General features: G+C 71.0%; 13 protein-coding genes and 1 pseudogene. 5 read left to right on the top strand and 9 right to left on the bottom strand.

What is annotated here, in order from left to right; all coding sequences use genetic code 11:
* Nucleotides 1-10 precede the first annotated feature (10 nt).
* The 5 genes from ACO07H_RS20035 to ACO07H_RS20015 all read left to right on the top strand — a co-directional run bounded on the left by ACO07H_RS20035 (nt 11) and on the right by ACO07H_RS20015 (nt 4,634).
* Complete coding sequence (locus tag ACO07H_RS20035; protein ID WP_422017399.1) at nt 11-823, top strand: DUF429 domain-containing protein; 813 nt, start codon at nt 11-13, stop codon at nt 821-823.
* A 187-nt stretch (nt 824-1,010) separates the two neighbouring features.
* Complete coding sequence (locus ACO07H_RS20030; RefSeq protein WP_422017397.1) at nt 1,011-1,670, top strand: PEP-CTERM sorting domain-containing protein; 660 nt, start codon at nt 1,011-1,013, stop codon at nt 1,668-1,670.
* Between the two features lie 187 nt (nt 1,671-1,857).
* A complete protein-coding gene (locus ACO07H_RS20025; protein WP_422017395.1) occupies nt 1,858-2,040 on the top strand; it encodes a CsbD family protein in 183 nt (60 codons plus the stop codon).
* Nucleotides 2,041-2,167: 127 nt separating this feature from the next.
* Nucleotides 2,168-3,907 (top strand): ExeA family protein, encoded by a 1,740-nt coding sequence (locus ACO07H_RS20020; protein ID WP_422017393.1) that lies wholly within the window; start codon nt 2,168-2,170, stop codon nt 3,905-3,907.
* A 1-nt stretch (nt 3,908) separates the two neighbouring features.
* Nucleotides 3,909-4,634, top strand: a complete 726-nt coding sequence (locus ACO07H_RS20015) for a general secretion pathway protein GspB (RefSeq protein WP_422017391.1) — start codon at nt 3,909-3,911, stop codon at nt 4,632-4,634.
* Between the two features lie 31 nt (nt 4,635-4,665).
* Here ACO07H_RS20015 and ACO07H_RS20010 read toward each other — a convergent pair.
* The 9 genes and pseudogenes from ACO07H_RS20010 to ACO07H_RS19970 form a co-directional block, all read right to left on the bottom strand.
* Nucleotides 4,666-4,830, bottom strand: a pseudogene (locus tag ACO07H_RS20010) (LysR family transcriptional regulator); the annotation flags it as partial.
* 51 nt (nt 4,831-4,881) lie between these two features.
* On the bottom strand, nt 4,882-6,555 hold the full coding sequence (locus tag ACO07H_RS20005; RefSeq protein ID WP_422017389.1) for a hypothetical protein: 1,674 nt from the start codon (nt 6,553-6,555) through the stop codon (nt 4,882-4,884).
* 359 nt (nt 6,556-6,914) lie between these two features.
* The gene (locus ACO07H_RS20000) at nt 6,915-8,963 is read right to left on the bottom strand and encodes a helix-turn-helix domain-containing protein (RefSeq protein ID WP_422017387.1); all 2,049 of its coding nucleotides are present in this window, start codon (nt 8,961-8,963) and stop codon (nt 6,915-6,917) included.
* A gap of 254 nt (nt 8,964-9,217) precedes the next feature.
* On the bottom strand, nt 9,218-10,417 hold the full coding sequence (locus tag ACO07H_RS19995; protein ID WP_422017385.1) for a M23 family metallopeptidase: 1,200 nt from the start codon (nt 10,415-10,417) through the stop codon (nt 9,218-9,220).
* A gap of 102 nt (nt 10,418-10,519) precedes the next feature.
* Nucleotides 10,520-11,188 carry an anti-sigma factor family protein gene (locus ACO07H_RS19990; protein WP_422017383.1) on the bottom strand — a complete coding sequence of 223 codons (669 nt, stop codon included), beginning with the start codon at nt 11,186-11,188 and terminating at the stop codon, nt 10,520-10,522.
* An 8-nt stretch (nt 11,189-11,196) separates the two neighbouring features.
* Complete coding sequence (locus tag ACO07H_RS19985) at nt 11,197-11,727, bottom strand: sigma-70 family RNA polymerase sigma factor (RefSeq protein WP_422017381.1); 531 nt, start codon at nt 11,725-11,727, stop codon at nt 11,197-11,199.
* Nucleotides 11,728-11,800: 73 nt separating this feature from the next.
* Nucleotides 11,801-12,145 carry a cupredoxin domain-containing protein gene (locus tag ACO07H_RS19980; RefSeq protein WP_422017379.1) on the bottom strand — a complete coding sequence of 115 codons (345 nt, stop codon included), beginning with the start codon at nt 12,143-12,145 and terminating at the stop codon, nt 11,801-11,803.
* On the bottom strand, nt 12,142-13,014 hold the full coding sequence (locus ACO07H_RS19975) for a metallophosphoesterase family protein (protein WP_422017377.1): 873 nt from the start codon (nt 13,012-13,014) through the stop codon (nt 12,142-12,144). The genes ACO07H_RS19980 and ACO07H_RS19975 overlap by 4 nt, the downstream gene beginning before the upstream one ends.
* 55 nt (nt 13,015-13,069) lie before the next feature.
* On the bottom strand, nt 13,070-13,444 hold the full coding sequence (locus ACO07H_RS19970; protein WP_422017375.1) for a c-type cytochrome: 375 nt from the start codon (nt 13,442-13,444) through the stop codon (nt 13,070-13,072).
* Nucleotides 13,445-13,508: the final 64 nt, after the last annotated feature.

Below are 13,508 nucleotides of genomic sequence, written 5' to 3'. Positions count from 1 at the left end.
AATGCCGGCCATGACAGAGCCACGCGTTTTCGGGATCGACTTCACGAGTGCACCCCGCCGGGCGAAGCCGATCCGCGTCGCCGAGGGGCATCGCCAGGGCGCCGTGGTGCGCCTGGTCGGCCTGACGGCGCTTTCAAGCCTGGACGCGTTTTCCGGTTGGCTGGCGCAGCCCGGCCCCTGGGTGGCGGGCCTGGACCTGCCCTTCGGCCTGCCGCGCGAACTGGTCGAGCAGCTCGGCTGGCCGACGGACTATGCGGCGTTGATGGCGCACTACGCCTCGCTGAGCCGCGAGGAGATTCGTGACCGCTTCGCCGCGTTCTGCGACGCGCGGCCGGCCGGCGCCAAGTTCGCCCACCGCGGCTGCGACGGCCCGGCCGGCGCCAGCCCCAGCATGAAATGGGTCAACCCGCCGGTGGCCTGGATGCTGCATGCCGGCGTGCCGCGGCTGATCGCAGCCGGTGTGCATCTGCCGGGGCTGCTGGCCGGCGACAAGTCGCGCGTCGCGCTGGAGGCCTACCCGGGCCTGCTGGCGCGCGAGCTGATCGGCCGGCGCTCGTACAAGAGCGACGCCAAGGCCGCGCAGACGCCGGAGCGGCTGATCGCACGCAAGGACATCGTCGAGGCGCTGGAGCAGGGCCGCACGCGGCTCGGCTCGCGCCTCAAGCTCAGCCATGCCCAGCGCGACGACCTGGTGGCCGATGCGAGCGGCGACAGCCTGGACGCCGTGCTGGCCCTGCTGCAGGCCGCATGGGCATCGGACCGCCCGCGCCACGGCTGGCCGCAGGGCGTGGACCCGCTGGAGGGCTGGATCGTCAGCGCGTAACCGCAGCCGTGCACGTTGGCGCTGCGCCGCCCGGCTGAGGCCGTGCGGGCGGGCTTTTGGGCGGTGTGCCATCGGTGATGGCCGCGCCCCTCATTCGCGGGGGAGGGCCGGCGGTTGCTGGCGCCACAGATCTTGACGGCAAGTACCCTGGCGATTGCGTCGTTCCAAACCAATCAGAGAGTTATCCATGTCCTTTCGCCTGATGCTCGCTCCGGTGGCCCTGGCCGCCCTGGCGATGAGTTCTTCCGCGCATGCCACGTTCACGGTCTACACGACGCAGGCCAGCTTCCTGGCTGCCATCAGCGCGCCCGGCGTGGACACGTTCAACGACCTGGACTTCACGGCGCCGCTGGCCTCGCCGCAGAACCGTACGGCGGGCGCTTACAGCTACGCCGCGTCGGCCGGGCCGATCAGCAACTTCTTTCCGGCCGGCAACGCGGCCGACGTCTGGCTGGCCACCAACAACCGCACCGACACCATCACCTTCAGCAACTTCACGTCAACGGTGACCGGCGTGGGCGGCTTCTTCTTCCGTGCGGACACCAACGGCCTGTCCACCACCACCGCGGCCACGCTGACCGTCACCGCGACCGACGCGTCGGGCACCGTGTCGCAGACGCTGGTCAACCCGGGCGTGACGACCTTCCTGGGCTTCGTGTCCAACGGCCCCATCACCAGCCTCAGCGTGTTCGTCGGCACCCAGGGTGTCGGCACGGTGGGTGTCTGGCCGACCGTCAACGACCTGACGATGGGTGTCGCCGCCGTGCCGGAGCCGTCGACCTATGCGCTGCTGATCGGCGGCCTGGCCGTGCTCGGCGCTGCCGTGCGCCGCGCCAGGACCTCCTGATCGCCGCGGCATCCCGGCCGCCCGATGGGGGCTCGGATGCCGCTGAAGCCGGTCGCGCGTTGCCGGGCTGTAGTCCTTCGCCGACCCGGTCTTGCGTGCTTGTCTGCCTGCGTGCATGGCGCGAAATTCCTAAGCTGCGTTCAGCGGTCTTCATCCAGTCGACCCATCCACGTTGAAAGGAATTGCCATGAACAAGGACCAAGTGAAGGGCTCCCTCAAGGACGCCGCAGGCAAGGTGCAGCAAAAGGCTGGCGAGATCGTCGGCAGCACCGAGCAGCAGGCCAAGGGCCTTGCCAAGCAAGTCGAAGGCAAGACCCAGAAGGGTTACGGCGACGCCAAGGAAGCCGTCAAGGACGCAACCAAGCGCTGAGCGGCTTCAAGCCCATGAACAACGCGGCCGATGGCCGCGTTTTCTTTGGGGCGAGCGGCCCGGCAGCCGGCGCGCCCCAGCGGCAGGCTGCGCTGCCGCTTCGGTGGGGTGGTTATCCTGCCGACCCATGTACGCGTCCTTCTTCGGCCTGAAACAAGCGCCGTTCTCCATCGCGCCGGACCCGCACTACCTGTTCATGAGCGAGCGCCACCGCGAGGCGCTGGCCCACCTGCTGTACGGGCTGGACGGCGGTGGCGGCTTCGTGCTGCTGACCGGCGAGATCGGGGCCGGCAAGACCACCGTCTGCCGCTGCTTCCTGGAGCAGATTCCGGCGAACTGCAACGTCGCCTACATCTTCAACCCCAAGCTCACCGTCGCCGAGCTGTTGCTGTCGATCTGCGACGAGTTCCACGTCCCGGTGCCGCCGGGCGCGCAGACGGTGAAGGACTACGTCGACCCGCTGAACGCCTTCCTGCTGGCGCAGCACGCGGCCGGGCGCAACAACGTGCTCATCATCGACGAGGCGCAGAACCTCTCGGCCGACGTGCTGGAGCAACTGCGCCTGCTCACCAACCTCGAAACCAGCGAGCGCAAGCTGTTGCAGGTGGTGCTGATCGGCCAGCCCGAACTGCGCGGCATGCTGGCACGGCCGGAGCTGGAGCAGCTGGCGCAGCGCGTCATCGCGCGCTTTCACCTCGGTGCGCTGTCCGAGGCCGAGACGGCGCAATACATCCGCCACCGCATGACCGTGGCCGGCCTCGCCGGTGCGCTGCCCTTCGACGGCAAGGCGCTGCGGCTGATCCACCAGCTCACCCGCGGCGTGCCGCGCCGCATCAACCTGCTCTGCGACCGCGCCCTGCTGGGCGGCTATGCGAGCGGCCAGGCACAGGTCACGCGAACCATCGTGCGCCAGGCCGCGGCCGAGGTGTTCGGCGCCCCGGCGCCATCGCCGGTGCCCAGGCGCGCGCCGCTGCCGGGCCTGGGCCTGGGCCTGGGCCTGGCGCTTGTGGCCGCGGGCGTGGCCGGCGCCGCGCTGACCTGGGCGTGGCAGCCGTCGCTCCGGCCCGCTGGCAGCGCCGCGGCCACCGGGGACGCCGTCGCCAAAGCCGCCAGCGCCGCGTCAGCGCCCGCGTCGGTCGCCGGCAGCGCCGAGCCGCCGGCCCGCTCGGCCAGCCCGGCCCCCGAGCCGCTGAGCCTGGCCGACTGGACGCCGCGCGACGGCGACGCCTGGGCCGCGCTGGCGCAGCGCTGGGGCTTGCCGCTGTCCGCGCAGACCGACCCCTGCACCGCCGCGGCGCAGCGCGGCCTGCAGTGCCACCGCAGCACCACCGGCAGCCTGTCGCTGATCCGGCTGATCGACCGCCCGGTGCTGCTGACGCTGCAGCGCCCCGGCCAGCCGCCGGCCCTGGCCGCGCTGGTGGGGCTGGACGGGCAGCAGGCCACGCTGCTGGTGGACGGCGCGCCGCGCCGCGTCTCGCTGCCCGAGCTGGCCGGCGCCTGGCGCGGCGAGTTCACCACCTTGTGGCGCGTGCCGCCCGGCTATGTCATCCGCGCGGACAACGGCGCGCCGCTGCGCGACTGGCTGGGCGCGCAGCTGGCGCTGGTGCCAGGCATCGCCGCACCGGCCGGCACGGGCGCCTCCGCACCGACCGGCACGGGCGCCTCCGCACCCGCCAGTGCGCCGGCTGCCGCGCCGCCGCCCAGCGGGTCCGAACTGACCCGCCAGGTCCAGGCCTTCCAGGCCAGCCAGGGCCTGCAGCCGGACGGCCGCGTCGGGCCGATCACGCTGATGCAGCTCAACCGGGCCGTCGGCCTGGCGGAGCCGCGCCTGGACGCGCCCCGCAGAACCCCTGAGTCGACCCACTGACATGTCCTACATCCTCGACGCCCTGCGCCGCGCCGAAGCCGACCGCGAACGCGAGCGCGGCCAGGTGCCGGGCCTGCACACGCAGCCCCCGTCCGGCAACGAGGCCGCGCCGGCTGGCGGCCGACGCGGCTGGCTGCCCTGGGCCGGCGGCGGCCTGCTGCTGCTGGCCGGCGTGGGCGCCGGCAGCTGGTGGGCGAGCGGGCCGCAAGAATCGGCCTCGTCGGTTGCCGTGCCGGGTACGCCGCCGGCCGCCACGGCCCCGCGTGCCGCAGTCGCGACAGCGCCGCTGACCTCGCCTGCGGCCATCGCGCCACCCGGCACGCAAACGGCAGTCAGCGGGCCCATGCCGCCGCCTGCGGCGCCAGCTTCCCCCTTTCTGCCGCCCGCGCCACCGCCGGTTGCGGTGGCCACTGCCCCGGTGGCCGCGCCTGCAGTCGCTGCCAAGCAGGTGGCAACCATCCCCGCAGCACCGCCCGCCTCCGCGTCAGCGGCCGACGCCCGCATCCCGCGGCTCTCCGAGCTGCCCGAGAGCACGCGCCGCGAGTTGCCCAGGCTGGCGATCAGCGGCTCGGTCTATTCGGAGCAGCCGGCCAGCCGCTTCGTCATCATCAACGGCGAGGTGGCACGCGAAGGCGCCACTCTGGGCGCCGACCTCGTGCTGGAGGAGATCCGCTCGCACGAGCTGGTGCTGCGCTTCAAGGGCCAGCGCTACCGGCAACCGGTGTAGTGCGACGCGGAACCCGGGTTGCGCGCCGCGGCAGCAGGATGGGCACGAGGCGCCCTTCCCGGATGTGGGCTGCCGCGGCCAGGTTGGCCACCTGGCCGACGACCTGGCCGGCCAGCACCGCCTGCAATTCAAGTTCGGTGTCGTTGGTCGACAGCGTGGGCGACACGTGCCGGTGCACCAACTGCCCTGGTGACGGTGGCGCGAGGCGCAACCGTTGCTGCCAGGCTCTCACAGCGCGATGGCATTTTCAGAGCCAGTAACGCACGACCGCGAAGTCGTTGGCCGCGTCCACCGCTTCACCAGCCTGGATCGCCCGCACCGTCGCCACGCGCGTGTCGGCCTGCAGCAGCATCGCGCGGCCGGCGTTGTTGCGGCCCCTGGGCGACGCGTTCGTGATGACCGTGCCGGCATGGCCGAAGCTGTCGTCGAGCGCGCCGTTGGCGTCGTAGCGCTGCAGCACGAAGTTGCTGAATCGCGGGCCGGTTTCGGGCAGGAAGGCCCAGCCGCCGACGACGACCTTGCCGTCGTTCTGCAGCGCCACGCTGGTCGCCTGGTCCCAGTCGTTCACGCTGACCTGGTGCACGACCCTGCCGCCGGTGCCGAAGGTGGTGTCGAACGAGCCATCGACGTTCAGCCGCACCAGCGCGAAGTTCTGCTGGCTGTGGCCGGCGATGACCAGCTTGTCGGCGTCGTCGACCACCACCGCGTTGGCGGCGCCGACGGTGCTGCCGAGCAGGTTGGCGATGGTGCCGCCGTTGCCGAAGCCCGCGTCGAGCGTGCCGTCGGCGTGGTAGCGCGCCATCACGAAGCCGCTCTCGCCGCCGACCGCGACGATGCGCTCCTGGCCGTTGACGACCTGGCGCGCCAGCGCGTGGACCGAGTCCTTGCCGCCGAAGCCGCTGATCGCGGTCAACACCTTGCCGCCGTTGCCGAAGCTGGTGTCGAGGCTGCCATCGTTGTTGTAGCGCACGAGTGCGAAGTCCTGGCCCGTGGCCGTGCCCTGGTAGCTCTCGCCGCCGAGCACGATCTTGCCGTCGAGCTGCACGAGGATCGCGAGCGCGCGGTCGGCGTCGTTGCCGAACGAGGTGACGACCTTGCCGTCATCGCCAAAGCCCGCATCGAGGCTGCCATCGGCGTTGTAGCGCACCAGCGCGAAGTCCTGGCCCGTGGCGCCGCCGTCGCTCGTGCCGGCGACGAGGATCTTGCCCTGCGCATCGAGGGCGACCGCGCGTGCGTCGTCGGTCCGGGTGCCGGCGGCAATCGCCGTGGTGAGCCTGCCCCCGGTGCCGAAGCTCGTGTCGAGGCCGCCGTCGCGCAGGTAGCGCACGACCGCGAAATCGGTGCCGCTGCCGGTCACCGTGGTGTGGCCGGCCACGACCAGCCGGCCGTCGGCCTGCAGTGCCATCGCCTCGACGTAGTCGTCGCGATCGCTGAACGCGTCGATCAGCTTGCCGGCGGCGAAGCTGGTGTCGACGGCGCCCGGCTTGCCGCGCACCGTGACGGTGAGGCTGGCCGTCTTTGCGAGTTCGCCGGCGGTGCCCTTGATCTCGGTCACCGTCGGCAGCGAGTGCGGCGCCTCGGGTGCGGCGGCGAGCGGCATGACGACCGAGGTGGCGTCGGCCGCGACGACCACGGCCGGCGTCGTCACGCCATTGGGCAGTGCGCTGGCTGCCAGCGTGACGGCGCCGGTGAACCCGGCTTCGCGCGTGACGGTGACGGTGACCGGCACGCTGCCGCCTTGTGTGATGACGGCCTTGTCGATCGACAGCGCCAGCGAGAACGCGGCGACCGGCGGTGGTGGTGGCGGGGGCGGCGGCGGATTGTTGTCGCCGCCTTGGACGCCACCGTCCGAGCCGCCGCAGGCGCACAGGAAGGCGAGGGAGGTGAGCAGCGCGAGTCTGCCGAGGTGTTTGCGAATCATGAGCGTGGGCACTCGTTTGAAGAGACGTTGAACGAAGAGGCGAGGGCCGATTCTGGGAAACACCGGTCGGCGCGTGAATGGCCCGGACGCCCGAATCGATGTCTGCGCGTTCACGTCGCCGGCATGCGATGCGCGCCTGAACGATGAGACGTGGGTCGCGGCTCCCTGGACATGGCGAACGCGGCCTGCGACGCCATGGACCCGTCCGCCGTCCGCGGCAGGCCTAACGACGTGACGGTGCGAATGTCGAGCAGGCGTGCAGCCAGCTGAAGGCGACCGGAGCCATGCAGCAAATGCGCCTCAAGTGGCTGCGTCGGGAGCGTTGCCCGTGCCGGACGCCATGCCGAGGAGCCCTTGGCCTACGCCGCTTCGCGCTGCTCTGCGCCACCGCGCGGTGACGCGTTCGTCTCGCGCTTGTAGGCCTTGGAGAACGCGAAGCCGCTCGAATAGCCGACGCGCTGCGCCACCTGATCGAGCGACAGCTGCCGGTTTGCGAGCAACTGCCGGGCCATCGTCATGCGCCAGCGCGTGAGGTAGCGCAGCGGCGCTTCGCCGAGCGCACGGCTGAAGCGCAGCGCGAAGGCGGTGCGGCTCATGTGGCAGATGGTCGCGAGCCGCTCGATCGACCAGTCTTGCTCCGGCGCGGTGTGGATCGCGCGCAAGGCCGGGCCGAGCGCGTCGTCGCGCTCGGCCAGCCGCGTCGGTTCGGCGTTCGTGACCGGCTCGACCTCGTCGCGCAGCCAGGCCAGCAGCACATGCCGCAGCAGCGCGTTGGCCGACTCGTCCATGCCGACACCGCCACCGCCGCCCTTCAGGTCGGTCATCCAGCGCATCAGCTCGCCCATCGGGCCGAGCCAGCGGGCGCTGGCGCAGCGGTTGCCGCGGATCGGCACGACATCGGGCAGGCGCGCGAGCAGCGGCTGCGCGAGCAGATCGCGGGTCCAGAAGAAACTGCCCACCAGCAGGGTCACCGCGGCGGAGTGATCGATCTGGAAGCAACGGCGGCCATTGCCGCTGGCGCGGCCGACGAGTTCGGTGATCGTCGTCAGCCGGGTATTGGCCGAGCCTGCCACCTCGTGCCGGCCGCCGCGCGGCAGGAACAGCAGGTCGCCGTCGCGCAACTCGCCCTGCCAGCCGCTGCCCGGATGTCGACCCAGCACGGGTTCGCCGAGCACCATGTAGAGCGCCGCTCGCGAGCGGCTGTCGATCGAGAAGCCCCCCGAGGCGTCGAGCCGCGCCTGGAAGTGCAGGGCGGGGTCGAAGCGCAACGTGTCGACCACGGCCGCAAGGTCTGCGGCGGCCGCGTCGCTGATGGCGGGTTTCAGGTCGGTCGTCGTCGCATCGTCCTGCGAAGGCAAGGGCACGAATGAATCGGCGTGTGGAACCTCCTGCTGCGCACGCGCTGCGACGCCGGGCATCGCGTGGGGGCGCAACTCCTCCGGGTGCTGTCGCAGGTAGCGCATCAGCGTGCGACGCTTTTCGGGGCCGCGGACGCCTTCCGAGCTGGCGACCGCCGCGTCCGCCAGCAGCCGCGGAAAGCGGTCCTCCACGCGCTCGTAGATCGAGCGCCAGAGCTTCTTGAGCGTGTGCGGCGAGATCGCGAGCAGTGCGGCGATCGCCTCGTCGGGCTCGTCGAACAGCGCACGCCGCAACAGGCGCTGCTCGGCACCGCGAAAGTGGAAGATCGGCGCTGAGTGCTCGAAGGTCTCCCGCAGCTGGAAGCCCGGCAGTTTCTGCAGCGCCTCGGCGCGGGTCAGGCTGAACAGTTCGGGCAGCCGCTGCTGGTGCTCGGCGCACTCGCGCGCGTTGTGGGCGCTGCGCTGTACCAGGCCGATGCTGCGCATGTAGGCCTGCTCCGATTGCCACGCCTCCTGGAAGATCTCGCGCACCCGGTGGCCGGCGTGCGCCACGCGCATCGCGGTCAGGCCGGCCGAGAGCACGGCCACGGCGCGCGGGTCGGCGAGGTCGGCGTTGCGCTGCTGGTAGTGCAGCACCATGAAGGTCACGCCTTCGTCGTCGCCGGTCGATGCGTTCGCGACTGCCATCTCGCGCTCCGTCGGCGGCCGCGTGCGCCCGGCGATCAGATCGGCGTAGAGCTGGTGCGTGATCCATGGCGGCGGTGCCGCGCGCAGGCGCCGCTGCCACGGCTCGTCGAGCGCGATCGCCATGCCGATCGCCTGGATGCGCTCGCCTTGCGGCGCGCCCACGTCCTCGATCACGTCGGCATTGAAGCCGGGATGCTGCAGCAACTCGCGCCACAGCTCGGGCAACTGCGCGCGCATCGTCGAGTCCATGGCCAGCCAGCGCGGCATGAATCCCAGTGCCTCGTCGAAGTCGCACGGTTGCAGCAGGCGGCGCTGCAGCGAGGGCTTGTCGGTCGAGGTGGCGGGCATGGCGTCGAACAGCACGGACGAAGCCGCGGATTTTGGTCTGCGATCCCCTTCAGTTGTCGACGATCAGGCCCGGCGCATCCCTATTTTGAATGAGTTTCAGATCCGTTTGGCACTGTTGGCAGAGGAATCCGCGGTCTTCGCGAGCGACGGGTGGTTCATTGTTTGAGAGCCGGGCCAGAGGTCGCGTGAACAACCTCAAGACGTGCAGCCCTCAGCCCGCAGTCGTCGGCGACCGAACCCAGCCCGCGTCAAACCTCCCGCGCAGACGCCTAGGGAAATGACACGACGCTGCCGTCAAGCGGCAGTTCATGCCTGCGCGGCCTCGCTGTCGTCGGGGATGGGCCTGCCGGCTTCGTCGGGTCGAAACTCTCTTCAATGAGGCCTTGCCCATGGAGGGCAAAGGTGTCGATGACGAAGGGCAGACCCTCCGAGTGTTCAAAGGTCGGCCGGTTGCTGATGTGGAAATGAAGATGCGGCGCCCCTGCGCTGCCTGTCTGACCCAGGCGCGCCATGACGGTGCCGCGTCGAACGTGCTGGCCGACCCGCACCTGCACGCTGCCTGCCTGGAGATGGGCGTAGTGGGCATACACCCCGGGCGCAATCCTCAGCACAACGAAGTTGCCGTAGAGGGACCGGGCCGTCAGGTCCTGCGGCGTCTCCAGCGGCGTCATCGGCTTGCCATTGGCAACCCCGTCTCGCGCATCGACGACGACACCGTCGGCCGCGGCCAGGACGTCCTTGCCGTAGCCCACCCAGTCCTCATCGACGCTGGACGCCAGGTCCTCATGCCGGCTGCGCAGCGAATGGTTGCCTTCGTCCAGCCCGAACCAGTCGACGGCGAACCGCTGCGGAATCGAGAGCGTGCCGTTGATGGCAACCGGGCTGCCCCAGTGATGCGACAAGGCATTGCCAGGCCCTTCGACGGTCAGCCATCGTCCTGCGCGCAGCGGAGCGCCGATGCTGATCGGTGCGCGGGCCACGACGGTCGTGCGCACGTCGTCGGCGCGCTGCACTTCGCCCTTGGCGGTCGAGAACGTGAGCTGATGCCGCAGGCTGTCCGGCCGGGTGCCAGGGGGCAGCGTGAGCCACATGAAGAGCGTCCGGGCGCGACCCGATGCGATCTTGATGCCCTGGTCAGGCGCCCCGTCCGGTGCCGGCTGGTTGAGCAGCCCGTTGAGCCCGGCGCCTTCGATGACGGCCAGCGGCGTGGCGCCGGCACCCGCGAAGACGGCGAGCCGCGTCAACGTCAGCGGGTTGTCGTCGGCCTGAAAGCTGGTGATCCGCATCTCGTAGGCGAGATGCTTGTGCCCATCGCTTCCGGCGACGGCCTGCGGTGCAAACGCAATCCTCGCTTCGACCTGCGCCTGAAGAGGTGTCGCCAGGGTGGGCACATCGCCCGCCTGCGCCCAGGCGCCGTTCAGGCAGGTGAGGGCCAGGGCCGCAGCGCTGACCATTCGGGCCATCGTCATGCCGCCCCCATCATTTTTTCAAGCCGCGACCTCATCCCGTGTCTCCTGATTCACGTCATTGCGGCTGGATTTCAGCATGCGCCGGTGAAGCCCGACGGCCTCCTAGCGCGCGCTGGCTGCGCGCCATGCCGATGCAAAGTGCGCCAGCTCGGTGGCATCCACGTCCGATACGGCCCAGTACTGCATGGCGCCGTCGCTCCAGCCTGCGAGGTTGAAGCCGCGACGCTGCAGTGTTTCGGGTGCGGCGCCTGGCGTGGCAGGCCATTGGTACAGGTCGATCTTGTGCAGCCGCAGCTGGTAGGCCAGAGCGGCGGTGGGCCGGCCGTGCACGGCCTGCACGCGGCCGCCCAGCAGCAGGTAGCCCTGCTCGCGCAGCGGCGCGTCGAGCACGGTGGGCGCGTAGTCCAGTCGGCCCTGGAACCAGGGCTTGACGGTGTGGCGGTCGCTGGACGCCACCTCGTACAGCGGGCCGACCTGCAGCGCGCGCACGTGCGCGGCGACGAGCTGGTCGGGCAGCGTGCCGTCGGGGTGCAGGCGCGGCACGATGAGCAGCGCGGACAGCGTCAGCGCGACGCCCAGTGCGAGGCCGCCCACGCCGGCGAGCGCGGGGTGGATGCGCGCCAGCCGTTCGCGCCAGCGCAGTCGCGCATGCGGCGCTTGCGCGGCGGCCTGCAGCGTGAACTGCGTGCGTACCCTGGTGCGCAGCCCGTCACCGGCGGCGTGGCGGCTGGCGTGCTGGCGCAGCAGGGCGGAGAGGTCGTCGTCTTCCATGGGGGCGTTCAGGGTAGGCCGGCCAGGCTGAGCTGGCGCTTGAGTTGGGCGCGGGCGCGCGACAGCCGCGACATCACCGTGCCGATCGGGATGCCGGCGATACGCGCGATGTCGCGGTAGTCCAGGCCTTCGAGTTCGCGCAGCACGATGACCTCGCGCATCGGCGGGCTCAGCGCCCGCAGCGCGGCGTCGACCAGCACCTGCTCGCGCCGCGTGCCCAGCGCCGCGAGCGGGTCGGGCACGGGGCTGGGCGACTGGGCCTCGAGCCGGTCCCACGCATCCTCGTCCAGCAGTGTCACGTCCGCCCGGCCGCGCTCGCGCGCCAGCGCCGTGAAGCAGGTGTTGCGCACGATGCCCAGGAACCAGGGCTTGGCGCTCTCGTGTGCACGCAGCGAGTCGAAATGGCGAAAGGCGCGCAGCGCCGCCTCCTGCACCGCGTCTTCCGCGGCGGCGGCGTCGCGCAACAGCCAGCGCGCGAGGTTGTGCGCAGCATCGAGCAACGGCAGCACCGTGGCCTCGAAACGGCGCGCGTCGGTCACCGGAGCACCCTTCGGCCTTCGGCTTGTGCCGCCAGGCGGGGGCACGCTTGCCGGGGACGGCTGGGCGCTGCGCTCATGACACGTCGAAATGCCCGTCCATGCCCTCGTGCCCGTCGCCACAGAAGTTGTCGCACAGGAAGGCGAGTTGCCCGCGCGCCTTGGGCGTGAGGGCGAGGCGGGTGACGCGGCCGGGCATGAGGTCGGTGCGCATATCCAGCTCGGGCACGAAGAAGCCGTGCGCGAAGTCCAGGGAGCGTATCAGCAGCACGACCGGCTCGCCCGCCTTCAGCGGGATCTCGGCCGGTGTGAACTTGAAGCGCTGGGCGGTGATTTCGATCTCGCGCGGTACCTGGGCGCGGGCGGCCGTCAGGGCTGCACCCGCCGCGGCGCCCATCAACAGCAGATCGCGGCGTTTCATGCGTTGGATACCCCATGCTCGATGCGCCCGGCCTTGGCACCTTCGACGGCCACCTCGCGCCAGCCCAGGCCGCGGTAGGGCGCGGCCGGGTCCCAGGGCAGCGCCGTCGGCTTGTCTGCCGTGCCAGGGGCCGGCAGCGGGAACATCAGCGAGCGCGCCGAGTGGTGGGCGATGTGGCCCGTCATCTGGTGGTGCTCCTGGTGGATGTGGCCGTAGAACACGGTCACGTTCTTGTGCGGCATCAGCAGGGCCAGGGCCTGGTCGCCGTCGCGGGTGTGCCAGTCCCATTTGGGCACCAGCGGGAAGAGGGGCCGGTGGGCCAGCACGACCAGCGGCGCCTCGGGATTGAGCTTGGCCAGCTCGGCCTGCATCCAGGCCAGTTGCTCGGGCCCGAGCGTCGTGCCGCGGTCGGAGACGTTGTCCAGCGCAATGAAGTGCACGCCTTTGTGGTCGAAGCGGAAATAGGTGTCGCCGAACATCTCCCTGAAGGCCGCGCCGCGGTCCAGCGAGGCGTCGTGCTCGCCGGGCATGAAGCGCACGGTCTTGACCTTGAGCTCGCCCACGACCTGCTTGAACTCCGCCATGCGGCGGCGGCGCTCGGCGGGGTCGTCGGTGGTGTGCGTCAGGTCGCCGGTGAAGACGATGAAGTCCGGCGGCTTGGGCAGGGCGTTGACGGCCGCGATGGCCTTGGGCAGCGTGCCGCGGGCGTCCGGGTTGGGTGCGCCCTGGAATCCCCAGTGGGTGTCGGAGAGTTGCACGAAATAGAACTCGTCCTGGGGCTTGCCGGCGCTGGCGCAGCCGGCCAGGGAGGCCGAGAAGATCGCGCCGCCGCCGAGGCCGGCCAGCTGAAGGAAGTCTCTTCGCTGCATGGTGTTTGGCTCGCATGAAGTGATGACTTGATGCGATACCGGCCGGGGCGGCGTTTTATTCCTCCGCCTTGGCCAGCGTGCGCAAGAAGGCGATCACGTCGGCCCGCTCGCCGGCATCCGGCAGGTTGACGCCCATGGCCTGGCCGGGGACGAGCACTTGCGGGTCGGCCAGCCAGCGGTCCAGGCTGGCCTCGGTCCAGGTGATGCCGGAACGCTTCAGCGCGGCAGAGTAGTTCGTGAACCCCTTGGCGGTGCCGGCCAGCCGGCCGAACACGCCGCGGTGCGCGGGGCCCACGCCATTGAAATCGGGCGAGTGGCAGGCGGCGCAGCGGGCCTGGTAGACAGCCTGGCCGCGGGTGGCATCGGCGGGCGCAGCCCAGGCCGCCGTGCTGGCGACCAGGCCGAGGAAGATGAGTGGGAGGCACCGCATGAAAGCTCCAAAGGTGGAGCCTTCAACGACCCGGGCGGGTCGCGCCTTATTCCATCAGCGGTGC

Origin of the sequence: Roseateles sp., from assembly GCF_965229315.1 — a bacterium.
Lineage (GTDB): Bacteria > Pseudomonadota > Gammaproteobacteria > Burkholderiales > Burkholderiaceae_C > Pelomonas.
The sequence above is the reverse complement of the archived record's forward strand: the minus strand, read 5'-3'. Positions and strand labels throughout refer to the sequence as shown.

Bases quoted from the DNA above. Each gene is read 5' to 3' on its own strand.
- ACO07H_RS19970 (WP_422017375.1), bottom strand. From the start codon at position 13,444: ATGCGGTGCCTCCCACTCATCTTCCTCGGCCTGGTCGCCAGCACGGCG.
- ACO07H_RS19990 (WP_422017383.1), bottom strand. From the start codon at position 11,188: ATGGAAGACGACGACCTCTCCGCCCTGCTGCGCCAGCACGCCAGCCGC.
- ACO07H_RS20020 (WP_422017393.1), top strand. From the start codon at position 2,168: ATGTACGCGTCCTTCTTCGGCCTGAAACAAGCGCCGTTCTCCATCGCG.
- ACO07H_RS19995 (WP_422017385.1), bottom strand. From the start codon at position 10,417: ATGACGATGGCCCGAATGGTCAGCGCTGCGGCCCTGGCCCTCACCTGC.
- ACO07H_RS20030 (WP_422017397.1), top strand. From the start codon at position 1,011: ATGTCCTTTCGCCTGATGCTCGCTCCGGTGGCCCTGGCCGCCCTGGCG.
- ACO07H_RS20035 (WP_422017399.1), top strand. From the start codon at position 11: ATGACAGAGCCACGCGTTTTCGGGATCGACTTCACGAGTGCACCCCGC.
- ACO07H_RS20005 (WP_422017389.1), bottom strand. From the start codon at position 6,555: ATGATTCGCAAACACCTCGGCAGACTCGCGCTGCTCACCTCCCTCGCC.
- ACO07H_RS20015 (WP_422017391.1), top strand. From the start codon at position 3,909: ATGTCCTACATCCTCGACGCCCTGCGCCGCGCCGAAGCCGACCGCGAA.
- ACO07H_RS19980 (WP_422017379.1), bottom strand. From the start codon at position 12,145: ATGAAACGCCGCGATCTGCTGTTGATGGGCGCCGCGGCGGGTGCAGCC.
- ACO07H_RS19975 (WP_422017377.1), bottom strand. From the start codon at position 13,014: ATGCAGCGAAGAGACTTCCTTCAGCTGGCCGGCCTCGGCGGCGGCGCG.
- ACO07H_RS20025 (WP_422017395.1), top strand. From the start codon at position 1,858: ATGAACAAGGACCAAGTGAAGGGCTCCCTCAAGGACGCCGCAGGCAAG.